This is a genomic window from Cellulosimicrobium sp. Marseille-Q4280 (assembly GCF_943181405.1).
Lineage (GTDB): Bacteria > Actinomycetota > Actinomycetes > Actinomycetales > Cellulomonadaceae > Cellulosimicrobium.
Genome location: NZ_CALPBY010000003.1, coordinates 198,925 through 221,754, shown reverse-complemented (window position 1 = coordinate 221,754; position 22,830 = coordinate 198,925). Strand labels below are relative to the sequence as shown.

Here is a 22,830-nt window from a genome sequence, read left to right as displayed (position 1 = left end):
GCGCTCGCGCGGTCTCCCAGGGTCTCGTGCGCGAGACACGAGCACGGTACCGCCGAACGTCCCCGCGGCGGTGCGGGCGAGGGATCTGACAGAGTCGCCCGGCGTGTTCCGAACCAGGCCTGACCGGCCCGGACGTGTCGGGGATCTCCCCTCCGTGCACGGCGTTCCGGGGCACGAGCGGCGGAATCCCGCGCTAGGCTTCGTGTGTCGAGGACGAAGGTCCTGTGCTGGGCTCGTGGAGACGGGTTCGGGCAGGACGTGACGTGAAAGGCCCCCCTTGCACTCGCAACCCCCTAGCCGCACACGGCGCACCATCCTGCGGGCGACGGCACTCGCCGTCGCCGTCGCGGCGGTGGCGTCCGGCTGTGCCAGCGACACGGTCCAGCGTGGGTTCCTGCCCGGATACGACGACGGGGAGGTGACCAACCAGACCGCACGGATCACCTCGTTGTGGAACGGCTCCTGGATCGCCGCCCTCATCGTCGGCATCATCACGTGGGGCCTGATGCTGTGGTGCGTCGCCGCCTACCGCAAGCGCAAGGACGACCACGTCCTGCCGGTCCAGACGCGCTACCACCTGCCGCTCGAGATCATGTACACGGCTGTGCCGATCCTCATGGTCCTCGTCCTGTTCTTCTACACGGACCGCGACATGAGCGCGATCCAGGACAAGGACGTCGAGTCCGACATGACCGTCCAGGTCATCGGCAAGCAGTGGAGCTGGGACTTCAACTACGTCGACGAGGACGTCTACGAGACCGGTCAGCACCTGGCCAACGTCGGTGAGACGCTGACCGAGGACGCCGCGATCGACGGCGCGCCCGGCACGGGAGAGGTGCTGCCGACGCTGTACCTGCCCGCCGGCGAGAGCATCCGGTTCGTGCTCGACTCGCGCGACGTCATCCACTCGTTCTGGATCCCCGCGTTCCTCTACAAGCAGGACATGATCCCGCACCGCACGAACGAGTTCGTCGTGACCCCGGAGCGCGAGGGCGTCTACGCCGGGAAGTGCGCCGAGCTCTGCGGCGAGCACCACTCGGGCATGCTGTTCAACGTCGAGGTCGTCGACCGCGCCGAGTTCGACGCGCAGATGGAGGCGCTCCGCGACAAGGGCCAGGAGGGCCAGATCCCCGTCGACGGCTTCAGCCGCCTCCAGGACCCGAACCCCGTCGCCGCTACCACGGAGGGTGAGCACTGATGGTCGCGCAGGCCGAAGTCATCCCCGGTCTCGCGCCCCGGCGCCAGACCTTGGGACGGACCGTGATCAAGTGGGTCACGTCCACCGACCACAAGACGATCGGGTACCTGTACCTGATCTCGTCGTTCATCTTCTTCTGCATCGGTGGCCTCATGGCCCTCGTGATCCGGGCGGAGCTCTTCGAGCCCGGGATCCAGCTCGTGCAGAGCAAGGAGCAGTACAACCAGCTCTTCACGATGCACGGCACGATCATGCTGCTGCTGTTCGCCACCCCGCTCTTCGCGGGCTTCGCGAACGTCATCATGCCGCTGCAGATCGGTGCCCCGGACGTCGCGTTCCCGCGGCTGAACATGTTCGCGTACTGGCTCTACCTCTTCGGGGGCCTCATCGCGTCGGCGGGCTTCTTCACGCCCCAGGGTGCCGCGTCGTTCGGGTGGTTCGCCTACGCGCCGCTGTCGAACACCACGTTCAGTCCAGGGCTCGGGGGAGACCTCTGGGTGTTCGGGCTCGCGCTCGCCGGCTTCGGCACGATCCTCGGCGCCGTCAACTTCATCACCACGATCATCACGATGCGCGCGCCCGGCATGACGATGTTCCGGATGCCGATCTTCACCTGGAACACCCTCGTCACGAGCCTGCTCGTGCTCATGGCGTTCCCGCCCCTGGCCTCCGCGCTCTTCGCGCTCGGTGCGGACCGCCGGCTCGGGGCCCAGATCTTCAACCCCGAGAACGGGGGCGCGATCCTCTGGCAGCACCTGTTCTGGTTCTTCGGGCACCCCGAGGTCTACATCATCGCGCTGCCGTTCTTCGGCATCGTCACCGAGATCCTGCCGGTGTTCAGCCGCAAGCCGATCTTCGGCTACAAGGGTCTGGTGTACGCGACCATCGCGATCGCGGCGCTCTCGGTGACGGTCTGGGCGCACCACATGTACGTGACCGGTGCGGTCCTGCTGCCCTTCTTCGCCTTCATGACGATGCTCATCGCCGTCCCGACCGGCGTGAAGTTCTTCAACTGGATCGGCACGATGTGGCGCGGCAAGCTCACGTTCGAGACGCCGATGCTCTGGTCGATCGGCTTCCTCGTCACGTTCCTCTTCGGCGGGCTCACGGGCATCATCCTCTCGAGCCCGGCGCTGGACTTCTCCCTCTCCGACTCGTACTTCGTCGTGGCGCACTTCCACTACGTCGTGTTCGGGACCGTCGTCTTCGCGATGTTCGCCGGCTTCTACTTCTGGTGGCCCAAGTTCACGGGCCGGATGCTCAACGAGCGCCTCGGCAAGATCCACTTCTGGCTGCTGTTCATCGGCTTCCACACCACGTTCCTCATCCAGCACTGGCTGGGTGTCGAGGGCATGCCCCGCCGGTACGCGGACTACGCTCCGTCGGACGGCTTCACCTGGGAGAACCAGGTGTCGACCGTGGGTGCGTTCATCCTCGCGGCGTCGACGCTGCCCTTCCTCTGGAACGTCTACACGACCTGGCGCAACGCGCCCAAGGTGCAGGTGGACGACCCGTGGGGCTACGGCCGCTCGCTCGAGTGGGCCACGTCCTGCCCGCCGCCGCGGCACAACTTCACGTCGCTGCCGCGCATCCGTTCCGAGTCGCCGGCCTTCGACCTGCACCACCCCGAGGTCGCGGCGATGGACCACGCCGAGCCGAACCCGAACATCCTCGAGCAGGTGTACGGCGAGGCCGACCGTCGCGGCGAGAAGAGCGTGGCGCTCGACCGCCTGAGCGGCAGCGACGAGGCGAGCAGGTCCTCGACGACGACGATCATCGACGAGCCCGGCACCACGGGCACCACGGACGAGGAGACGGGCAAGTGAGGGTCGAGTACAAGCTGTTCCTCTACGGGACGCCGTTCTTCGTGCTGGCAGGAGTCGTGTACGGGTTCATGAGCGGCTGGGAGCCGGTCGGGTCCGTGGCCATCCTCCTCACGGCGGGCCTCGTCGCGATGATCGGCGCCTACCTGTGGCTGACGGGCAAGCGGATCGACGACCGCCCCGAGGACGACCCGGACGGGCTCGTCGAGCAGGGCGCCGGCGACCAGGGCGTGTACGCGCCGTGGAGCTGGTGGCCCCTCGCGATCGCCTCCGCCGGTGCCATCACGTTCCTCGGCCTCGCCGTCGGCTGGTGGCTGGTCTACGTCGGCGTCGCGGTCGGCGCGATCGCGCTGGTGGGCTGGGTCTTCGAGTTCTCGCGCGGGCAGCACGCCCACTGATACACCCTTCCCGCCATGTGGCGGACGACGAACGTCGGGCCCGGCCCTCCTCGCGGAGGCCCGGGCCCGACGTCGTGGAGAGCTGAGTCGTGGAGAGCTGACTGCGGTGTCGCGAGCACGGTGACGCGCCGAACCACGGCAGGGCACGGTGCCGAGAACGTCTTGGGGGCCGTTATCCGATGGATAACGGCCCCCAGGACGTTCTCGGCGTTGTCGGGCGGTGGAGCCCGGCAGAGTTCGTGAGGCGGTGTCGTCAGGCGGTGTCGCCTGGCGGTGTTGTCAGGCGGGGACGATGAGTCCGGCGGTCTGGGTCTTGGCGCGCTGGAGGCGGGCTTCGGCGTCGGACCAGTTGACGAGGTTCCACCAGGCGGTGACGTAGTCGGCGCGCACGTTCTGGTAGTCGAGGTAGTAGGCGTGCTCCCAGACGTCGAGCAGGACGATGGGGGTCAGGCCGAGGGCGATGTTGCCCTGCTGGTCGTAGAGCTGGACGGTGATGAGCTTCTGGCCGATGGAGTCCCAGGCGAGGATGGCCCAGCCGGAGCCCTGGACGCCCGCGGCGACGGCGGCGAACTGCTTCTTGAAGGCGTCGAAGGAGCCGAAGTTCTCGTCGATCGCGGCGCCGATCTCGCCGGTGGGCTCGCCGCCGCCCTCGGGGGAGAGGTTGGTCCAGAAGGCGGAGTGGTTGACGTGGCCGCCGAGGTTGAACGCGAGGTTCTTCTCGTGGAGGTTGATCGCGGCGAAGTCGCCGGACTCGCGGGCGTCGGCGAGCTTCTCCAGGGCGGTGTTGGCGCCGGTGACGTAGGCCTGGTGGTGCTTGGAGTGGTGCAGCTCCATGATCCGCCCGGAGATGTGCGGCTCCAGCGCACCGTAGTCGTAGGACAGCTCGGGCAGCGTGTAGACAGGCATCCGGAATTCCTCCTGGTTCGGGCCACGCAGGCCTGGTGCCGGCACGGCGGCTGGTCGACGGGCGATCGGGGGAGCGGCGACGGAGTGGAGCGGTCACCGGCTCCCGGAGACGCCGATGACCCGCGACCGGCCCTCGGAAGTCCGAGGGGTCGTGTCGCGGGTCATCGTCCTACTGTGCAGGAACGTCAGGGTCGACGCTCGTCGGCACCGCCCTCGGGCTCGACGAGGTCGCGGCCACCACCGACGGCGGCACCGGTCTCGAGCTCGGCGTGGGAGCCGCCCTCGATCGCGTCGTGCTCCCCGTGCGAGTGCGCAGCGGCGAGCTCGACGGGCGTCACCGGCTCCACACGGTCCTCGTAGAAGAACCGGGAGAGGCGCTGCATGCGCTTGTCGCTCTTGTAGCCCTTGCGCCGGACGCCGCGCGAGTCGGTCGCCGGCTCGATCTCGAGCGGGGCGTGCGCCTGGTAGTTCACGCGGAGCCAACGCTCCTGCTCGTCCAGCGGGCGGTGGACCTCGATGTACTCGCCGTGCGCGAAGCGGACGATGCGTCCGGTCTCGTGCCCGTGGAGCACGAGCTCGCGGTCCTTGCGCTGGAGACCCAGGCAGATGCGCTTCGTGATCCAGTACGCGAACCACGGACCGACGAAGAACAGGATCCGGAACACCCAGGTGATCGTGTTGATCGACATCGAGAAGTGCGTCGCGATGAGGTCGTTCGACCCGGCGAGCGCCAGGATGATGAACGCCGTGAGGAACGCGACGCCCAGCCCGGTGCGGACGGGCACGTTGCGGGGACGGTCGAGGACGTGGTGCTCGCGCTTGTCCTTCGTCACGGCCGCCTCGAGGAACGGGTAGACGAAGAGGAACGTGAACAGCAGGCCGGGGATCACCACGGCGGGGATGAGGACGTTGAGCGACAGCGTGTAGCCGCCGATGACGAACTCCGTCTGCCCCGGCATGAGTCGTAGCGACCCTTCGAGGAACAGCATATACCAGTCGGGTTGAGCTCCCGCGGAGACGGGCGACGGGTCGTACGGTCCGTAGTTCCACACGTTGTTGATCGCCATCGTGCCGCCCATGAGGGCGAGGATGCCGAACACCACGAAGAAGAAGCCACCGGCCTTGGCGACGTACACCGGGAACAGCGGGAAGCCGACCACGTTCTTATCGGTGCGGCCGCCGCCCGGGTACTGCGTGTGCTTGTGCAGCACGACGAAGAACAGGTGCAGGGCGACGAGCGCCAGGATCAGCCCGGGCACGAGCAGGATGTGCACGGTGAACAGTCTCGGGATGATGTGCTCGCCGGGGAACTCGCCGCCGAAGATGAAGTACGACAGGTACGAGCCGATGAGCGGGATCGCCTTGACGACGCCGTCGGTGATGCGCAGGCCGTTGCCGGACAGGACGTCGTCGGGCAGCGAGTAGCCGGAGAAGCCGGCGGCGAGCCCCATGATCATGAGGAGCATGCCGACGATCCAGTTGACCTCGCGCGGCTTGCGGAACGCGCCGGTGAAGAAGACGCGCATCATGTGCGTCACGATCGCGGCCATGAAGATCAGCGCGGCCCAGTGGTGGATCTGCCGCATGAGCAGACCGCCGCGCACCTCGAACGACATGGTGAGCGTCGACGCGAACGCGTCCGACATGAGCTGGCCGTCCATGGTCGCCGGCTCGCCGTGGTAGGTGACGAGCGACATGCTCGGCACGAAGAACATCGTCAGGAAGACGCCCGTGATGATGAGCACGATGAACGAGTAGAGCGCGATCTCGCCGAGCAGGAACGACCAGTGGTCGGGGAAGACCTTGCGCGCGAACTCGCGGACCGCGCCGCCGATGCTCGTGCGCTGGTCGAGGTAGTCCGCAGCCTTGCCCGCGCGAGACGTGGGTGCGGCACCGCCGGCGCGGGCGGTCGGTGCGGCGTTGCCGGTGCTGGTGGTCACTTCAGACGCTCCCAGAAGCTCGGACCGATGGGCTCGTGGAAGTCGCTCTGCGCGACCAGGTAGCCCTCGTCATCAACGGTGATCGGCAGCTGCGGCAACGGCCGCTTGGCGGGGCCGAAGACCACCTTCGCGCCGTCGGCCACGTCGAACGTCGACTGGTGGCAGGGGCACAGCAGGTGGTGCGTCTGCTGCTCGTAGAGCGCAACGGGGCAGCCGACGTGCGTGCAGATCTTGGAGAACGCGACGATCCCGTCGTAGGACCAGGTCTCACCCTCGGGTGACTGGTCGGCGTGCAGGTCGCGCGGGTCGAGACGGACCAGGAGGACGACGGCCTTGGCCTTCTCCGTGATCCACTCGTGGGACTGACGCTCCTCCTCGGAGACGTCCGGGATGATGTGCACGACGGAGCCGATGGTCACGTCCGCCGCCTTGATGGGGCGGCCCGACGGGTCGATCGCGAGCCGCGTCCCCTGCTTCCACATCGTGTGCTTGAGCTTGGAGACGTTCCAGTCGCCGCCGACGCTGCTCACGAGCGGCACGGCGATGGTCAGCGGGAAGAGCGCGAGGGCCGAGATCACGGCGCCCTTGAGGACACCGCGGCGGGCGATGCCCGAGTCCTTCACGCCGGCCTCGAGCTCGGCGATCGCCGCGACGCGGGTCTCCTCGTCGCTCGCGATCGCGTGGCGCTCGTCGACCTTCTCGTGGTCGGACATCAGGGTCTTGGCCCAGTGCACGGCACCGAGGCCGATGCCGAGCAGCGCGAACGCGATCGCCACGCCGAGCGAGAGCGTCGAGAGACGGACGCCGGCCGTGGTGCCGTCCGGCGGCAGCGCGAAGTAGACGACCATCGAGGCGATGGTGCCGATGACGGAGATGCCGAACAGCGTCGCGGTCTGACGTTCTGCACGCTTCGCGGCCCGCGGGTCGCGGTCGGCCTGACGGCTCTTGTGCTCCGGCAGACCGGGGTCCGGGAACGTCTCGAGGGTGCCGTGCTCGTCGCGGTGCCCGACCTCGCGGTGCGAGGACTCGGGCGAGCGCGGGTTCTGGTAGTCGCTCACGAGGACTTCGCTCCGATCCACACTGCGGCCCCGATGAGGAGACCCATGCCCACGATCCAGGCCCAGACGCCCTCGCTGACAGGACCGAGCGAGCCGAGGCTCAGGCCGCCGGCCGAGCCCTCGCGCTGGTCGACGAGGAAGGCGATGACGTCGCGCTTCTCCTCGGGCGTCACGGTCGCGTCGTTGAACACGGGCATCGACTGCGGCCCGGTGAGCATCGCCTGGTAGATGTTGCGCTCGGAGACGTCCCACAGCGGGGGCGCGAACTTGCCCTCCGACAGCGCGCCACCGGCGCCGACCGCGTTGTGGCACATGGCGCAGTTCGTCCTGAAGATCGCGGCGCCGTTGGCGATGTTGCCGAGCTCGGCGTCGACCTGCTCGTCCGTCGGGATCGCGGGACCGGCTCCGAGCGACGCGACGTAGGCGGCGAGCTGCGCCGTCTGCTCCTCGTCGAACTGGCGGGGCTTCTGGAGCGCCTGCGGTCCGTCCATCTGCATGGGCATGCGGCCGGTGGACACCTGGAAGTCGACCGATGCCGCGCCGACGCCGACGAGCGACGGAGCGGACTCGGTGCCCTCCGCGTTCGGCCCGTGGCACGTGGCGCAGTTGGCCTGGAACAGCTTCTGGCCGGTCTCGATGTCCTCGGTGCTGGCGGTCTCGGCGTTCGCCGGGGTCGGTGCAAGGGCGGCGTAGACGCCACCGGTGACCAGCAGCGCCAGCAGCAGCAGCACGACCGGCGCGAAGCGGTGGTGTCTGCGGGCGGCGAGTGCCTTCACGAAATGATCCTCGTCTCGCAGGTGGGGGAGCAGGGGGCGGGAGATGCTGAGGGAGAGGGCCGGGCGGCCCCGGACCCCGTCAGCGCAGGATGTAGATCACGAAGAACAGCGCGATCCACACGACGTCGACGAAGTGCCAGTAGTAGGACGTCACGATGCCCGTCGTGGCCTCGTGGTGCCCGAAGTTCTTGGCCGAGAACGAGCGGCCCAGAAGGAAGAGGAAGGCGATGAGTCCGCCCACCACGTGCAGGCCGTGGAAGCCCGTCGTGATGTAGAAGACCGAGCCGTACGGCGTCGACGAGATCGAGACGCCGTGCTCGACGAGCTCCGCGTACTCGAAGACCTGGCCGCCGATGAAGAAGGCGCCCATGAGGAACGTCAGCGTGATCCACTCGTTCATGCCCCAGCGGTTGACCTGCCAGATCGAGCCGGTGCGCACGGGCTGGAACCGCTCCGCGGCCCAGACGCCCATCTGGCACGTCACCGACGACAGCACCAGCACGGTGGTGTTGATCGCCGCGAAGGTGAGGTTGAGCTTGTCCGCCTCGGCGGCCCACTCCTCGGCAGGCATCACCGAGCGGACGGTGAAGTACATGGCGAACAGGCCGGCGAAGAACATGAGCTCGCTGGCCAGCCACACGATCGTCCCGACCGACACGGGGTTCGGTCGGTTGACGCTCACGTGCTGATGGGCGTGGGGGGCAGCCGTTGCGGTCGACACACCAGCCATTATGGCCGACGTCGGGGTGCTTCGCGGCACCGGGCCTGCCACCCGGAGGCGGTGAATCTCACAAAGTCTCCAGATCTCCCCACGCAGTCCTGCACTTGGTGACGGATCATCGTGAAGTGCCATGAAATCGGTGGTGGGTCGGCGTTCGGTCCGTAGGGCGGTTCACCCCTCGCGGACAGGCCCTGCGGGGTGCTGCCGGGCCTCCGGACGTGCCAAGATGCCAGCGTGAGCCGGGCTCCATCGCCCGCCCGCTCCGACTGCCGAGGACGAAGGTGACGGTGACGACGATGACGACGACCGTGACGACCACGCACGGGGACGCCGCGGCGCCCCAGGCGCGTGCGCCGCGCATCCTGCTGTACAGCGACGACGTGAGCGTGCGCGAGCAGGTGCGTCTCGCCGTCGGGCGCAGGCTGCGCGCAGGCAGCCCTGACATCGAGTGGCACGAGGTCGCGACCGCCGACGCCGTCGTCACCGCAGCCGACACCCAGGGCTGGGACCTCCTCGTCCTCGACGGGGAGGCCGACAAGGCCGGCGGCATGGGGCTGTGCCGCCAGCTGAAGAACGAGATCTACCGCTGCCCGCCGGTCCTGGTCCTCACCGGCAGGCCGCAGGACGGTTGGCTAGCATCGTGGTCGCTCGCCGACGACGCGGTGCCGCGCCCGTTCGACGCGGTGGAGCTGCAGCGCGCCGTCGCCGACCTGCTGGGTGCCGCCGGCGCCCCGTGACCGACCAGCCGAAGGGCAGGACCTCGTGACCGCCACCTCCCACCCCGCCAGCACGACACCGGGTACGACGGGAGCGACGCGGTCCTGGCCGGCCCTGCTCGCCGACCTCGTCGCCGGGCGGGACCTGACGGTCGACGACGCAGCGTGGGCGATGGACCAGGTGATGTCCGGCGAGGTGTCCCCGGTACGCCTCGCGAGCTTCCTCGTGGCGCTGCGGGCCAAGGGGGAGACTGTCGCCGAGCTGACCGGTCTCGCCGACGCGATGCTCGAGCACGCCAGCAGGTTCACCGTCGAAGGACCCTCGGTGGACATCGTCGGCACGGGCGGCGACCAGGCGCACACCGTCAACGTGTCGACCATGGCGTCGCTCGTCGTCGCCGGTGCCGGGCCGCGCGTGGTCAAGCACGGCAACCGGGCCGCGACGTCCTCCTCAGGTGCGGCGGACGTGCTCGAGGCTCTCGGGATCCGGCTCGACCACGGTCCGGAGAGGGTCGCGCGGATCGCGGACGAGGCGGGCATCACCTTCTGCTTCGCGATGGTCTTCCACCCCTCCATGCGTCACGCCGGTGTCGCCCGCAAGGAGCTGGGCATCCCCACCGCGTTCAACGTGCTCGGCCCGCTGACCAACCCTGCGCAGCCGCCCGCCGCGGCGATCGGCGTCGCCGACCGGCGCATGGCGCCGCTCATCGCCGGGGTGCTCGCCGCCCGCGGGACGTCGGCGCTCGTCTTCCGCGGCGACGACGGCCTGGACGAGCTCGCCGCGACCGGGACGGCGACGGTCTGGGAGGTGCGCGACGGCGCCGTCGTCGAGCACGGGCTCGACCCCGTCGCCGACCTGGGGCTCGAGCCGATCACGATCGGGGACCTGCGGGGCGGGGACGCCGCTCACAACGCGGAGGTCGCGCGACGGTTCCTGGACGGCGAGCCCGGGCCCGTGCGCGAGACCGTGCTCCTCAACGCGGCGGCTGCGCTCGTCGCGGACGCCACCCTTCCGGGCACCACGGACGGATCGCTCGTCGACAGGCTGCGTGCCGCCTATGCCCTCGCCGCCGCGAGCGTCGACTCGGGCGCGGCGCGCGACGTGCTCGCGCGCTGGGCCGAGGCGGCCGCCCGGGACTGACCGTCAGTCGTCGAGCCCCAGGGCGAACGCCTGCTCGAGGTCGACGTTCGAGTACGCGCGGAACGCGATGAAGGTCTCGGTGCGGACCACGCCTGCCACCTTGCTGATGCGGTCCGCGATGACATCGGCGAGCTGGTCGTGCTCCTGCACACGGACCATCGCCACGAGGTCCGCCTTGCCGGTGACCGAGTAGACCTCGCTGACGCCCTTGAGGTCGGCGACCTCCGAGGCGACCTCCGGGATGCGCGCGGGGTCGGTGTCGATCAGGACGATGGCGGTGAGCATGGTTCCTCCGGGGACGGGTCGTCGTCGTGCGCCCACTCTACGGCCGGGCCTGCGGCGTCCGCGGGCACGCCGTGCCGGGCCACCTCGCGGGCCGTGACGGCGGGATCGGCGTGGGACCGGGCGGAACGCACCGGGCAGGTCCACGTGCCGGTCACGTCCACGAGGCGGACCCCGGGCTGCTCGAGCCACGCGAGCACGATCTCGGCCTCGTGCGGGTGGCACGCCGGGGCGGGCGGCACCGGCGCGGGGACGGCCTCCGCCGTCGCGACGAGGGCCCGCACGAGCGGCCAGGGGTCCTCTCCCGGAGGGCTCACGCCGGTCGCGGCGAGGCGGGCGTGGCGGACGACGACGATCTCCCACCCCCCGTCGTCCGTCTCGCGCGCGGCGACGAGCTGCTCGCACGAGGACAGCGGGGCGAGCCGCTGCGCCCTTCCCGCGCCGGCCAGGAACGCCCGCAGCCGGTGCGTGACCTCTCCCGCCTGCTCGTACCGCTCGTCGTGGGCGAGCGCCGAGATGCGCCGGCCGAGCTCGGCGACGACCGGCGACGGGTCCCCCTCGAGCGCACCCCGGACCGCCTCGGCGACCGCGGCGTAGCCCGTGTCCGGCGTCGTCGCGGTGCAGGGCGCCGAGCAGCGTCCCATCTCGGCGAGGACGCACGCGCTCGCGCCGGCGCTCGCGACGAGGGGCAGGCGCCGGGTGCACTGCCGGATCGGGAAGGCGTCGTGGAGCGCGTCGACCGCGGCCTGGGCCTGCTTGCCCGACGAGAAGGGGCCGATGTGCGCGGCGGGCGCCCGCACGTCGCGCACGACCGACAGGCGCGGGTAGGCCTCGTGGGTCAGTCGCACCCACGCCATGCGCTCGGGGTGGCGCGAGCGCCGGTTGTACCGCGGCGAGTGCTCGGCGATGAGGCGCAGCTCGCGCACCTGGGCCTCGAGCGGCGTCGCGCACACGACCGGGGTGACGGCGTGCGCGATGCGGACCATCTCGGTGATGCGCCCACGCTTCTCGGAGCGGGTGAAGTACGAGCGCACGCGGCGTCGGATGGAGGTCGACGTCCCGACGTACAGGACCTCGTCGCCCGGACCGCGGAAGAGGTACACGCCCGGCGCGTCCGGCAGACCGTCCGCGAGGTGGCGCTTGCGCCGGACGTCCTGAGGCACGGGGTCGGTCGCGGTGGCGAGGTCCTCGAGGTGGGTCACGCCGAGCGGGCCGAGGCGGCCGAGCAGGGCGTGCAGCACGTCCACCGTGGCGCGCGCGTCGGCGAGCGCGCGGTGCTCGGGCGTGACGGTCGCCCGGAAGAGCGCGGCGAGCGTCGAGAGCTTGTGGTTCGGCGCCTCGTCCCGCGTGACGACGCGTCGCGCGAGCGGCACGGTGTCGAGCACCTGGTTGCCGGGCCACTCGTACCCGGCCGCGGCGCACGCGGCCTTGAGGAACGACACGTCGAACGGCGCGTTGTGGGCCACGAGGACCGCGTCGCGCGCGAACTCGAGGAAGCTCGGCAGGACCGCCTCGATCCGCGGCGCGGTGGCCACCATCGCTGACGTGATCCCCGTCAGCCGCGCCACGAAGGCCGGGACCGGTCTCCCCGGGTCGACGAGCGTCTGGAACTCGCCCAGCACCTCGCCGCCGCGGACCTTGACGGCCCCGATCTCCGTGATGCCCTCGGCCGCAGGTGACCCGCCCGTCGTCTCGAGGTCGACGACGACGAACGTCACGTCGCTCAGCGGCGTCCCCAGGTCCTCGAACGACGCCTGGACCGCCGCGCCGGTCGTCGCCGCTGCCACCGCCGTACCGGTCCGGGGAGGTGACAGCAGCGGGCTCGGCGACATGGCGGGAAGGCTAGCGACGACGTCCGACAACGACGCCTCCGACGACGACGGCCCTCCCGGGTCGTGCCGGGAGGGCCGTCGTCAGGTGTCGGGACGAGTCAGCGCACGGGGGCCGTGCCGTCGGCGTAGATCGCGTCGACGTCGGCGGCGAAGGCCTTGAGCACCTCGGACCGCTTCACCTTGAGGGACGGCGTGAGGTAGCCGTTCTCGACCGTGAAGTCCGTGGTCAGGACGGTGAACTTGCGGATGGACTCGGCCCGCGAGACGGCCTGGTTCGCGCGCGTCACGGCCGCGTCGAGCGCTGCGAGGACGTCGGCGTCCTTCGCCGCCTCCTCGACGGTCAGCTCGCCCTTGCCGTGCATGGCGGCCCAGCCGGGCAGGCCCTCCGGGTCGAGGGTGACGAGCGCCCCGATGAACGGCTTCTGGTCGCCGACCACGACGCACTGCGACACGAGCGCGTGCGCCCGGATCCGGTCCTCGAGCATCGCGGGCGCCACGTTCTTCCCGCCCGCCGTGACGATGATCTCCTTCTTGCGGCCCGTGATCCGCAGGAACCCGTCCTCGTCGAGCGAGCCGAGGTCCCCGGTGCGGAACCAGCCGTCGACGAACGCGTCCTGCGTCGCCTGCTCGTTGCCGTGGTAGCCGCGGAACACGTGGTGCCCCTTGAGGAGGATCTCGCCGTCCTCCGCGATGCGCGCGGCGCACCCGGGGAGCTGGGTGCCGACCGTCCCGATCCGGGTGGCCGACGGGCGGTTGACCGCCGTGGGCGCCGTCGTCTCCGTGAGGCCGTAGCCCTCGAGGATGCGGACCCCGATGCCGCGGTAGAAGTGGCCGAGCCGCTCGCCGAGCGGCGCTCCGCCGGAGACGGCGTACTTCGCGTGCCCGCCCAGCGCGTGGCGGAGCTTCTTGAACACGAGCGCGTCGGCGACCTTGTGCTGGACCGTGAGGCCGATGCCCGGGCCCTTGGGGTCGTCGAGCGCGCGCGAGTAGGCGATCGCCGTGGCCGCGGCCCAGTGGAAGATCTTCAGCTTGCCGCCTGCGGCCGCCTTCTGCTCCGAGGAGTTGTAGACCTTCTCGAACACGCGCGGCACCGACAGGATGTAGGTCGGCTTGAACGTGGCGAGGTCCGCGAGCAGCGTCTTCGTGTCCGGGGTGTGGCCGAGCACCGTCCCGCCCGCCACGACCAGGACGCCGATGAAGCGCGCGAACACGTGCGCGAGCGGCATGAACAGCAGGGTGCGCGCGCCGGGCTGCTTGAAGACCTCGGGCACGGCCTCGACCGCGTTGACGGTGAGCGAGTAGAAGTTCTCGTGGGTCAGCTCCGCGCCCTTCGGGCGGCCCGTCGTCCCGGACGTGTAGATGATGGTGGCGACGTCGGCGAGGTCGGCGAGGCCACGACGTCGCACGATCTCCGCGTCGTCGACGTCCGCGCCGTCCGCGACGAGGGTCGCGACCGCCCCGCTGTCGATCGCGAGGACGTCACCGAGCGACGGGGTGCTCTGCCGGACCTCCTCGACGGTCGCGGCATGGGCCTCCGTCTCGACGACGAGGAGCCGCACGTCCGCGTCGGACAGGATCCACTGCACCTGCTCCGGGCTCGAGGTCTCGTACAGCGGCACGGGGACGGCACCCGCCGCCCAGGTCGCCCAGTCGAGGAGCGTCCACTCGTACCGCGTCCGCGACATGATGCCCACGTGGTCGCCGGGCTGGACGCCCCGCGCCACGAACCCCTTCGCGACGGCGACGACCTCGGCGTCGAACTCGCGCGCGCTGAGCGCCTCCCACGACCCGCCCGGCCCCGTCGGGCGCTCCACCATGGGCGCCGTCGGGTCGGCCGCGACACGGCTCGCGAGGAGGTCGTTGAGGTTCTTCGACGGATCGACTTCGACGATCCGTGGGGCGCTGATCTCGTCCATGCTGGCTCCAGTGGCAGTAGTCGACGGTGGGAGAACCCTACCCAGTGGCGGTGCGTGCCGGGGACCACCGGAAGTCGGTAGGCTTCAGTCGCTGTGCGCTGCTTGCGCAACGTTTCGCGCGTGCGTGGAGTTCCGGCCCGACGCGTCCTCGCGTGCCCGGCCGCGGGCGCCCGGCATCGGCTCGGTCAGCGACTTCTAGCGAGTGAGGACGGGACATGCACGCCATCGGTGTGGACATCGGCGGGACGAAGATCGCGGCCGGCGTCGTCGACGAGAAGGGTGAGATCCTCGCCCAGACGCGTCGCGACACCGAGCCCGACGACGTCGCGAGCATCGATCGCGCGATCGCCGAGGTGTACGCCGAGCTGACCACCGACCACGAGGTCGGCGCCGTCGGGCTCGCGGCCGCCGGGTTCGTCAGCCCCGACCGCACCTCGGTGCTCTTCGCACCCAACATCGCCTGGCGCGAGTACCCCCTGGCGCGCAACGTGCGCGACCTGATCGGGGACGACGACGTGAGCATCGTCGTCGAGAACGACGCGAACGCGGCAGGCTGGGCCGAGTTCCAGTTCGGCGTCGCTCGCGACGCGAGCGACATGCTCATGCTGACCGTCGGCACGGGGCTCGGCGGCGCGATCGTCGTCGACCGCCGGCTCGTGCGCGGGAAGTGGGGGGTGGCGGCCGAGGTGGGTCACATGCGCGTCGTGCCCGGTGGTCACTACTGCGGGTGCGGGCACGAGGGCTGCTGGGAGCAGTACGCGTCCGGCACGGCGCTCGTGCGCGACGGCCAGGGCGCGCTCATCGCGCAGCCCGACCGCGCGCGCCGCCTCCTCGAGCTGTGCGGCGGGGACGCCGACAAGCTCACGGGCCCCCAGATCACGCAGGCCGCGCAGGAGGGCGACGACCTCGCCGTCGAGCTCCTCGCGAACCTGGGCCGGTGGATCGGCGAGGGCGCGGCGTCCGTGACCGCGCTGCTCGACCCGGAGCTCATCGTCATCGGCGGCGGCGTCGGCGCTGCGGGGGACCTGCTCCTGCAGCCGGTCCGCCGCGCGTTCGCCGACCAGCTCTCCGCCCGCGGTCACCGGCCCGAGGCGAAGATCGAGCTCGCCGAGCACGGCAACGAGGCCGGCATCGTCGGCGCGGCCGATCTCGCGCGTCGCTGACGTGCCCGCGGGCGGGGCGGTCGTCGGACCGTCCCGCCCGCGGCACGCTCAGACGACGGCGCCCGGCCCAGGGTCGTCGTCGTCGCGCCGGTGGGGCATGCGCCAGAGCAGCACGGCCAGGCCCGCGAGGAAGGCGAGCCCGCCGACCTGCGCCACGACGACCGGGAACGGCCGCGCGACGACGAGCAGCACGAGCAGGACCACGGGCACGCCGACGACGAGCGACCACGCCATCGTCAGCAGCGGGTCGCGACCGAGGACGAGCGGCGGGTCCGGAGGCACGAAGTGGCTCTCGGCCTCCTCGAGCGCCTCCACCTCGGGCGTCGCGGGCCAGTCCCGCGGCCCCGGGGGCTGGACCCAGGGGGCGACCGGTACGGACCCGATCACGTCGCGCCCGCGCGGAGCCTCACCGGTGCCCGGCGCCGTCCCGCGGCCGGGCGCCTCGGCATCGCCCGGAGCGGGGCGCACCGGGCCGGGGTCGAGGTCGGACAGGTCACCGAGCTCGGCGACGATGCCGGCCCAGCGCGCGTCCACGTCGAGCCGCGCCTCGGGGTCCGCGTCCGCGGCCCGCGCGTCGTCGCGACCGGGCCCGGCGGCGTCGGGTTCGGTGTCCGCGGGCGCGGCGCCGTCGGGGTCGGTGTCCTCGGTATCGGGTCGATCGGCGCCGGAGGGTTCGGGCGTCCCGCTCGGAGAGGGCTCGGGGACGTCGTCGGGGGGTCCGGCGTCCGGCTGGGCATTCGGTGCGGCCATGACAATCACTCTAGAGTCGGATGCACGTCCCGCGCCGGGACCCCGCGAGGAGGAACGTTGTTCTACTGGTTCATGAAGCAGGTGATGGTCGGGCCGCTGCTCCGGGTGCTCTACCGTCCCTGGACGCGGGGCGTGGAGAACGTGCCGGACTCCGGCGGGGCGATCCTCGCGAGCAACCACCTCGCCGTCATCGACTCGTTCATCCTCCCGCTGGTCCTGGGCCGCAAGGTGCAGTTCCTCGGGAAGTCCGACTACTTCACGGGGACCGGGGTCAAGGGTCGCCTGACGGCGGGCTTCATGCGCGGTGTCGGCACCATCCCGGTCGACCGCGCGGGAGGCAAGGCGAGCGAGGCAGCGCTCAACACCGGTCTGCGCGTCCTGCGCGACGGCGACCTCTTCGGCATCTACCCGGAGGGCACGCGCAGCCCCGACGGCAGGCTGTACCGCGGCAAGACCGGCGTCGCGCGCCTCGCGCTCGAGTCCGGCGCGCCCGTGGTCCCCGTCGCGATGATCGGGACGAACATCGCCCAGCCCATCGGCAAGGTCATCCCGAAGCCCATGCGCATCGGCATCGTGGTCGGCGAGCCGCTCGACTTCTCGCGCTACCGCGGCATGGAGAACGACCGCTTCATCCTGCGCTCCGTGGCCGACGAGATCATGTACGCGATCATGCGCCTGTCCGGGCAGGAGTACGTCGACATCTACGCCGCGACCGCCAAGGCCCGGATCGCCGCCGGTCACCAGGAGGTCGAGCACGGCGGGGGCGCCCCCGGAGGGCGTCCCGTCCCCGACGTCCAGGTGCCGGAACCGCCGTCGGACCCCGGCCCCGCATCAGTAGACTGAGCCGGGCGGACGGGACCGTGACCACCGGTCCGTCGCCGGCCCTCAGGGCGCCCACCTCCGCCGTCGGCCGCACGAGCACGACGGACCGGGCGCCCGCAGATCCCGTCCCACGGATCCCGTCCCACGAGAGGTTCTGAGTTCACATGTCGGTTCGTCGCGTCGCCCTCCTCACCGCGGGCGGCTTCGCCCCGTGCCTGTCCTCCGCCGTCGGCGGGCTCATCGAGCGGTACACGGAGCTCGACCCGGAGATCGAGATCATCGCCTACCAGTACGGCTACCACGGCCTGCTCACGGGCACGAAGATCGTCGTGGACGACGAGGGCCGCAAGCAGGCCGGCCTCCTGCACCGCTTCGGCGGCTCGCCGATCGGCAACTCGCGCGTCAAGCTGACGAACGCGAAGGACTGCGTCAAGCGCGGGCTCGTCCAGGAGGGCGAGGACCCGCTGCAGGTCGCGGCCGAGCAGCTCAAGACGGACGGCGTGGACGTGCTCCACACCATCGGCGGCGACGACACCAACACGACCGCGGCCGACCTCGCGGCCTACCTGCACGACAACGGGTACGAGCTCACGGTCGTGGGCCTGCCCAAGACGATCGACAACGACGTGATCCCGATCCGTCAGTCGCTCGGCGCGTGGACCGCGGCCGAGGAGGCTGCCGGCTTCGCCGCGAACGTCATCGGCGAGCACCGCTCGGGCCCGCGCATGCTCATCGTGCACGAGGTCATGGGTCGGCACTGCGGGTGGCTCACCGCGGCGTCGGCGGCCGAGTACCGCAAGTGGCTCGACGCCCAGGAGTGGGCCCCGGCGCTCGGCCTGACGCGTGAGCGCTGGGACGTGCACGCGGTCTTCCTGCCCGAGCTCGCGCTCGACATCGATGCCGAGGCGGAGCGCCTCAAGGGCATCATGGACTCTCAGGGCAACGTCAACATCTTCCTGTCCGAGGGTGCGGGCATGCACGAGATCGTCGCGCAGCTCGAGGCCGCGGGGGAGACCGTCGAGCGCGACCCGTTCGGCCACGTCAAGCTCGACACGGTCAACCCGGGGCAGTGGTTCGCGAAGCAGTTCGCCGAGAAGCTGGGCGCCGAGAAGGTCATGGTCCAGAAGTCCGGCTACTTCTCGCGCGCCGCGGCCGCGAACGCCGAGGACCTGCGCCTCATCAAGTCGATGACCGACCTCGCGGTCGAGTGCGCGCTGCGCGGCGAGTCCGGCGTCATCGGCCACGACGAGGAGCAGGGCGACCGCCTGCGCGCGATCGAGTTCCCCCGCATCGCGGGCGGCAAGGCGTTCGACGTCACGCAGGCGTGGTTCGGCGAGCTCCTCGACGGCATCGGTCAGCCGCTCGTCGCGGCCGCCCCGGCCGCGCACTGACGCCGGCGGCACCACGATGACCACCACGAGCGAGCCGGAGGTCGGCACGGACCTCGACCACTTCCGTTCCCTCGTCGCGCTCCAGCAGCCGACGTGGCCGGACGAGGCGGCGCTCGCCGACGTGCGCGGGCGCCTGTCGGCCTCCGCGCCGCTCGTGGTGCCCGCCGCCGCGGACACCCTGCGCTCCCGGCTCGCCGCGGCGAGCCGGGGCGAGGCGTTCCTCCTGCAGGGCGGTGACTGCGCCGAGACGTTCGCCGAGGCGAACGCCGACCGCATCCGCAACAAGATCCGGACCATCCTCCAGATGGCCGTGATCCTCACGCACGGCGCGAGCACGCCCGTCGTGAAGATGGGGCGCATGGCCGGGCAGTACGCCAAGCCGCGCAGCTCCGACAGCGAGACGCGCGACGGCGTCACGCTCCCCGCGTACCGCGGCGACATGATCAACGGCCACGCGTTCACCGAGGCCTCGCGCGTCCCCGACCCCGAGCGTCTCGTCGAGGCCTACCAGATCTCGAGCGCGACGTGGAACGTCGTGCGGGCGTTCACCTCGGGCGGGTTCGCGGACCTGCGCCAGGTCCACGAGTGGAACCGCGGCTTCATGCGCAACCCCGCGTACGCGCGCTACGAGCAGACGGCGTCGGAGATCGACCGCGCGATCCGCTTCATGGACGCGTGCGGCGCGGACTTCGACGCGCTGCGCACGGTCGAGTTCTTCGTCAGCCACGAGGCCCTCGTGCTCGACTACGAGCGCGCGCTCACGCGGTTCGACGCGCGGACGGGCGACGCGTACGACACGTCGGCGCACTTCCTGTGGATCGGGGAGCGCACGCGCCAGCTCGACGGCGCGCACGTCGAGTTCCTGTCGCGCGTGGCCAACCCGATCGGCGTGAAGCTCGGCCCCACGACCTCGCCCGACGACGCGCTCGCGCTCGCCGAGAAGCTCAACCCGGGTCGCGTCCCCGGACGGCTGACGTTCATCTCGCGCATGGGAGCGGGCCGGGTCCGGGAGGCGCTGCCCCCGCTCGTCGAGGCCGTCGCCCGCGAGGAGGTCCCCGTCACCTGGGTGACCGACCCGATGCACGGCAACACCATCACGTCCGCGAGCGGGTACAAGACGCGGCGGTTCGACGACGTGCTCGACGAGGTGCGCGGTTTCTTCGAGGTGCACCGCGCCGCGGGGACGGTCCCCGGCGGCCTGCACGTCGAGCTCACCGGCGACGACGTCACCGAGGTGCTCGGCGGGTCCGAGGAGATCGACGACGCCGGTCTGGCCCTGCGGTACGAGACGCTCGTCGACCCGCGGCTCAACCACCAGCAGTCGCTCGAGATGGCGTTCCAGGTCGCGGAGATGCTGCGGCGCTGAGGGCCGTCTCGGCTCCCCGGTCGCGGGGCGCCTCGAGCGACGGCCTCAGAAGACGTTGAGGACGATCGTCGAGCCCTTCGGGGCCGTCCTGCCGTCGCCGCCCGGCGGGTCCTGGGCGTAGACGATGTTGAGCGGGTGGATGCCCTGCGGGTAGCGGATCTCGACCTCGAAGCCGGCGTCCGTCAGGAGCTTCTCGGCGTCGGCGACGTTGCGGGTGTTGGTGTTCGGCACCTCGACGAGCGGCGGGCCGAGCGAGACGACGATCGACACCGTGTCGGTGCGGACGGCGTCGGTGCCCTGCTCCGGTGACTGCCGCACGACGAGACCGGCGGCCACCGACTCCGAGTACTCCTCGGTGACGTCGACGACGAGACCTGCGTCCTCCAGGGTGCGCACCGCGGTGTCCCTCTCGGACCCCGTGACCTGCGGGACGACGACCGGCGCCGGTCCGGCGGAGACGGTGAGGACGACGGGGACGTCGTGCCGGATCGTGGCTCCCTCCTCGATCGCCGCGCCGTCGGGGTCGGTCACGGCCATGACCTGACCGGCCGGGACCTCGTCGTGGTGCTGCGACACCGGCTCGCCGAGGGTCAGGTCGGCGCCCTCCACGGCCGCCGAGGCCTCGACCTGCGTCGAGCCGACCAGACCGGTCGGCACCGTGAGCATCCGCACGCCCTGGGACACCACGAGCTGGACGCTGCCGTCCTTGCGCACCGCGTCGCCCGACGGCGGGTCGGTCGAGACGATCGCGCCCGCGGGCACGGTGTCGTCGTAGCGCTCGTCGACGGTCGCGCCGAGACCAGCGTCGTCGAGGACGGCGCTCGCCTCCGCCTGGGAGACTCCGGTGAGACCGTCCGGCACGGTCGTGTACGCGCCGGGCCCGGACGTGAACCACCAGGCCGCCCCGCCGCCACCGAGGGCGACGACGAGGAGGACGACGAGCGTCCAGACGAGGGCTCGAGCGGCCCGCCCGCGTCTCGGACCGCCCGACCTCGGCGGGTTCGGCGGGCCGGGCTGCGTCGTCGGGACCATGAGGTGCCCGACGGCGAGCGGTTCCGTGAGGCCCGCGGCCTCGCGGTCGTGGAGGCTGAGCGTGGCGAGCGACGCGGTGGGGGCGTGCCCGGCGTCGCCGGCCTCGTCGGGGGCGCCGAGGGGGACGGGCCCGGTCGCGGGCGCCGGGGCCGGGACCGCGCCGTCGGACGCGACGGGCGGGTCCACGCGCCGTCCCAGGTCTGCGGGGTCGAGCGCCGCGCGGACGGAACGGACGAGGGCGAGCGCCGCGCCGGCGTCGGCGGGCCGGTCCGCCGGGTCGCGCGCGGCGAGCGCGCACAGGAGGTCGTCCAGCTCCGGCGGGAGCCAGGGGGCGGTGTCCGACGGCGGCGGGACGTCGTTGTTGACGTGCTGGAACGCGACCTGGATGGGTGTGGACCCGACGTAGGGAACCGTGCCGAGGATCATCTCGTACGCGAGGATCCCGACGGCGTACACGTCCGTCCGGGCGTCGCACGCGCCGGTCGCGATGAGCTCGGGGGAGAGGTACGCGATCGTGCCGAGGATCGTGCCCGTCGTGGTGGAGGTGACCTCGTTGACGGCGCGCGCGAGCCCGAAGTCCGTCACCTTGAGACGGCCGTCCGCGTCGAGCAGGACGTTCTCCGGCTTGATGTCGCGGTGCACGAGGCCCGCGCGGTGCGCGGTGGCGAGAGCGTCCAGGATCTCGCCGAGCACGTCCAGCGCGCGGCCCAGGGTGAGGGTTCCCTCGGAGAGCATCACGCGGCGGAGGTTGGTCCCCGCGACGTACTCCATGGTCAGGTAGCTCGTGTCCCCGTCGAGGCCCTGGTCGTAGACCGCGACGAGACCGGGGTGCGTGAGCCGGGCGGCGGCGCGCGCCTCGCGGCGGAAGCGTGAGACGAAGTCGGCGCCGGTCGCGCCCTCGGCGAGGTGCGGGTGCATGACCTTGAGCGCGACGTCGCGGTCGAGCCGGCGGTCGACCGCGAGGTACACCGTGGCCATGCCGCCGCGGGCGATGCGCGACACGACCTCGTAGCGCCCGTCGACCAGGCGGCCTACGAGGGGATCGGTCGTCACGGTGGCCACGGTGGCAGTCTAGGTGGCGACCGGCCCCGTTCCGGTGAGCCCGGGCGGTCGGGTCGTGGGCGTCGTGTGCAGGCGCCGTAGGCTTGCCCCGTGACCGATCACGACGCGACCGCCGAACCTTCCACCGATCCCTCCGCGGAGATCGACGCCCTCGTGGGGGAGTGGCTCACCCTGCCGGACCTCGCCGAGGCCCTCGGGACGGACGTCGGCAAGGCACGACGCATCCTCCAGGACCGCCGCGTCGTCGGCATGCGTCGCGGCGAGCGCGCCACGTTCCAGGTACCCGCCCGCTTCCTGGTCCCGCTGCACCTCATCGAGCCCGCGAACGCCAGGCAGCCGTCCGGAGACGGGCGGCTCGGGGTCCTCATGAGCCTGCAGGGCACGATCGCGGTCCTGACCGACGCCGGGTTCCGCGACGACGAGATCATCGGCTGGCTGTTCCGCCCCGACGAGGAGCTGGGGGAGTCGCCGATCGACGCGCTCGCCGCGGGGCGCAAGTCGCACGTGCGACGCATCGCCCAGTCGCTGGCCTGAGCG

Annotated in this window: 20 protein-coding genes; 10 read left to right on the top strand and 10 right to left on the bottom strand. The window is 71.3% G+C overall.

The features are described from left to right. Positions 1 to 277: 277 nt before the first annotated feature. From ctaC to NFS20_RS09200, 3 genes are read left to right on the top strand one after another with little or no spacing between them, the layout of a single operon-like run. On the top strand, positions 278 to 1,198 hold the full coding sequence (ctaC, locus tag NFS20_RS09210; RefSeq protein WP_251151478.1) for an aa3-type cytochrome oxidase subunit II: 921 nt from the start codon (positions 278 to 280) through the stop codon (positions 1,196 to 1,198). Beyond that, a complete protein-coding gene (gene ctaD / locus NFS20_RS09205; protein ID WP_251151477.1) occupies positions 1,198 to 3,024 on the top strand; it encodes an aa3-type cytochrome oxidase subunit I in 1,827 nt (608 codons plus the stop codon). The genes ctaC and ctaD overlap by 1 nt, the downstream gene beginning before the upstream one ends. Further along, a complete protein-coding gene (locus tag NFS20_RS09200) occupies positions 3,021 to 3,419 on the top strand; it encodes a cytochrome c oxidase subunit 4 (protein WP_251151476.1) in 399 nt (132 codons plus the stop codon). Before ctaD ends, NFS20_RS09200 begins: the two co-directional genes overlap by 4 nt. Positions 3,420 to 3,698: 279 nt before the next feature. Here the strand turns inward: NFS20_RS09200 and NFS20_RS09195 are convergent, their stop codons facing one another. The 5 genes from NFS20_RS09195 to ctaE all read right to left on the bottom strand — a co-directional run bounded on the left by NFS20_RS09195 (position 3,699) and on the right by ctaE (position 8,829). Next, positions 3,699 to 4,325 (bottom strand): superoxide dismutase, encoded by a 627-nt coding sequence (locus NFS20_RS09195; protein ID WP_251151475.1) that lies wholly within the window; start codon positions 4,323 to 4,325, stop codon positions 3,699 to 3,701. Positions 4,326 to 4,510: 185 nt separating this feature from the next. Next, positions 4,511 to 6,265 (bottom strand): cytochrome bc1 complex cytochrome b subunit, encoded by a 1,755-nt coding sequence (gene qcrB / locus NFS20_RS09190; protein WP_251151474.1) that lies wholly within the window; start codon positions 6,263 to 6,265, stop codon positions 4,511 to 4,513. Continuing rightward, entirely contained in the window at positions 6,262 to 7,323 is a 1,062-nt protein-coding gene (gene qcrA / locus NFS20_RS09185) for a cytochrome bc1 complex Rieske iron-sulfur subunit (protein WP_463105268.1), read from the bottom strand. The genes qcrB and qcrA overlap by 4 nt, the downstream gene beginning before the upstream one ends. Continuing rightward, positions 7,320 to 8,099, bottom strand: a complete 780-nt coding sequence (gene qcrC, locus NFS20_RS09180; RefSeq protein WP_251151473.1) for a cytochrome bc1 complex diheme cytochrome c subunit — start codon at positions 8,097 to 8,099, stop codon at positions 7,320 to 7,322. The genes qcrA and qcrC overlap by 4 nt, the downstream gene beginning before the upstream one ends. 79 nt (positions 8,100 to 8,178) lie before the next feature. Continuing rightward, complete coding sequence (gene ctaE, locus NFS20_RS09175; RefSeq protein ID WP_251151472.1) at positions 8,179 to 8,829, bottom strand: aa3-type cytochrome oxidase subunit III; 651 nt, start codon at positions 8,827 to 8,829, stop codon at positions 8,179 to 8,181. Positions 8,830 to 9,116: 287 nt separating this feature from the next. Here ctaE and NFS20_RS09170 point away from each other — a divergent pair, with 287 nt between their 5' ends. After that, the gene (locus NFS20_RS09170) at positions 9,117 to 9,557 is read left to right on the top strand and encodes a response regulator (protein ID WP_251151471.1); all 441 of its coding nucleotides are present in this window, start codon (positions 9,117 to 9,119) and stop codon (positions 9,555 to 9,557) included. 25 nt (positions 9,558 to 9,582) lie between these two features. Beyond that, entirely contained in the window at positions 9,583 to 10,677 is a 1,095-nt protein-coding gene (gene trpD, locus NFS20_RS09165; protein ID WP_251151470.1) for an anthranilate phosphoribosyltransferase, read from the top strand. Positions 10,678 to 10,680: 3 nt separating this feature from the next. Here the strand turns inward: trpD and NFS20_RS09160 are convergent, their stop codons facing one another. The 3 genes from NFS20_RS09160 to NFS20_RS09150 form a co-directional block, all read right to left on the bottom strand. Then, positions 10,681 to 10,962 (bottom strand): Lrp/AsnC family transcriptional regulator, encoded by a 282-nt coding sequence (locus NFS20_RS09160; RefSeq protein ID WP_251151469.1) that lies wholly within the window; start codon positions 10,960 to 10,962, stop codon positions 10,681 to 10,683. Next, positions 10,941 to 12,791, bottom strand: a complete 1,851-nt coding sequence (locus NFS20_RS09155) for a DEDD exonuclease domain-containing protein (protein WP_251151468.1) — start codon at positions 12,789 to 12,791, stop codon at positions 10,941 to 10,943. Before NFS20_RS09155 ends, NFS20_RS09160 begins: the two co-directional genes overlap by 22 nt. A 98-nt stretch (positions 12,792 to 12,889) precedes the next feature. After that, entirely contained in the window at positions 12,890 to 14,707 is a 1,818-nt protein-coding gene (locus NFS20_RS09150; RefSeq protein ID WP_251151467.1) for an AMP-dependent synthetase/ligase, read from the bottom strand. 215 nt (positions 14,708 to 14,922) lie between these two features. Between NFS20_RS09150 and NFS20_RS09145 the strand changes: the two genes are divergently transcribed. Further along, on the top strand, positions 14,923 to 15,870 hold the full coding sequence (locus tag NFS20_RS09145) for an ROK family glucokinase (protein ID WP_251151466.1): 948 nt from the start codon (positions 14,923 to 14,925) through the stop codon (positions 15,868 to 15,870). A gap of 48 nt (positions 15,871 to 15,918) precedes the next feature. Here NFS20_RS09145 and NFS20_RS09140 read toward each other — a convergent pair whose 3' ends face one another. Next, the gene (locus tag NFS20_RS09140) at positions 15,919 to 16,620 is read right to left on the bottom strand and encodes a hypothetical protein (RefSeq protein WP_251151465.1); all 702 of its coding nucleotides are present in this window, start codon (positions 16,618 to 16,620) and stop codon (positions 15,919 to 15,921) included. Between the two features lie 57 nt (positions 16,621 to 16,677). Here NFS20_RS09140 and NFS20_RS09135 point away from each other — a divergent pair, with 57 nt between their 5' ends. The 3 genes from NFS20_RS09135 (at position 16,678) to NFS20_RS09125 (ending at position 20,199) form a co-directional block, all read left to right on the top strand. Next, positions 16,678 to 17,463: a lysophospholipid acyltransferase family protein gene (locus NFS20_RS09135; RefSeq protein WP_251151464.1), complete on the top strand. Its 786-nt coding sequence runs from the start codon at positions 16,678 to 16,680 to the stop codon at positions 17,461 to 17,463. Between the two features lie 143 nt (positions 17,464 to 17,606). Next, positions 17,607 to 18,833, top strand: a complete 1,227-nt coding sequence (locus tag NFS20_RS09130; RefSeq protein ID WP_251151463.1) for a pyrophosphate--fructose-6-phosphate 1-phosphotransferase — start codon at positions 17,607 to 17,609, stop codon at positions 18,831 to 18,833. 16 nt (positions 18,834 to 18,849) lie between these two features. Continuing rightward, complete coding sequence (locus NFS20_RS09125; RefSeq protein WP_251151462.1) at positions 18,850 to 20,199, top strand: class II 3-deoxy-7-phosphoheptulonate synthase; 1,350 nt, start codon at positions 18,850 to 18,852, stop codon at positions 20,197 to 20,199. Positions 20,200 to 20,244: 45 nt separating this feature from the next. Here the strand turns inward: NFS20_RS09125 and pknB are convergent, their stop codons facing one another. Further along, positions 20,245 to 22,293, bottom strand: a complete 2,049-nt coding sequence (pknB, locus tag NFS20_RS09120; RefSeq protein WP_251151461.1) for a Stk1 family PASTA domain-containing Ser/Thr kinase — start codon at positions 22,291 to 22,293, stop codon at positions 20,245 to 20,247. Positions 22,294 to 22,383: 90 nt separating this feature from the next. On the opposite strand from pknB, the gene NFS20_RS09115 reads away from it, so the two are divergent. Beyond that, positions 22,384 to 22,827 (top strand): Rv2175c family DNA-binding protein, encoded by a 444-nt coding sequence (locus tag NFS20_RS09115; protein WP_251151460.1) that lies wholly within the window; start codon positions 22,384 to 22,386, stop codon positions 22,825 to 22,827. Positions 22,828 to 22,830: the final 3 nt, after the last annotated feature.

Bases quoted from the DNA above. Each gene is read 5' to 3' on its own strand.
- NFS20_RS09145 (WP_251151466.1), top strand. From the start codon at position 14,923: ATGCACGCCATCGGTGTGGACATCGGCGGGACGAAGATCGCGGCCGGC.
- NFS20_RS09140 (WP_251151465.1), bottom strand. From the start codon at position 16,620: ATGGCCGCACCGAATGCCCAGCCGGACGCCGGACCCCCCGACGACGTC.
- NFS20_RS09170 (WP_251151471.1), top strand. From the start codon at position 9,117: ATGACGACGACCGTGACGACCACGCACGGGGACGCCGCGGCGCCCCAG.
- NFS20_RS09155 (WP_251151468.1), bottom strand. From the start codon at position 12,791: ATGTCGCCGAGCCCGCTGCTGTCACCTCCCCGGACCGGTACGGCGGTG.
- NFS20_RS09125 (WP_251151462.1), top strand. From the start codon at position 18,850: ATGACCACCACGAGCGAGCCGGAGGTCGGCACGGACCTCGACCACTTC.
- NFS20_RS09160 (WP_251151469.1), bottom strand. From the start codon at position 10,962: ATGCTCACCGCCATCGTCCTGATCGACACCGACCCCGCGCGCATCCCG.
- NFS20_RS09130 (WP_251151463.1), top strand. From the start codon at position 17,607: ATGTCGGTTCGTCGCGTCGCCCTCCTCACCGCGGGCGGCTTCGCCCCG.
- ctaD (WP_251151477.1), top strand. From the start codon at position 1,198: ATGGTCGCGCAGGCCGAAGTCATCCCCGGTCTCGCGCCCCGGCGCCAG.
- ctaE (WP_251151472.1), bottom strand. From the start codon at position 8,829: ATGGCTGGTGTGTCGACCGCAACGGCTGCCCCCCACGCCCATCAGCAC.
- NFS20_RS09195 (WP_251151475.1), bottom strand. From the start codon at position 4,325: ATGCCTGTCTACACGCTGCCCGAGCTGTCCTACGACTACGGTGCGCTG.
- NFS20_RS09150 (WP_251151467.1), bottom strand. From the start codon at position 14,707: ATGGACGAGATCAGCGCCCCACGGATCGTCGAAGTCGATCCGTCGAAG.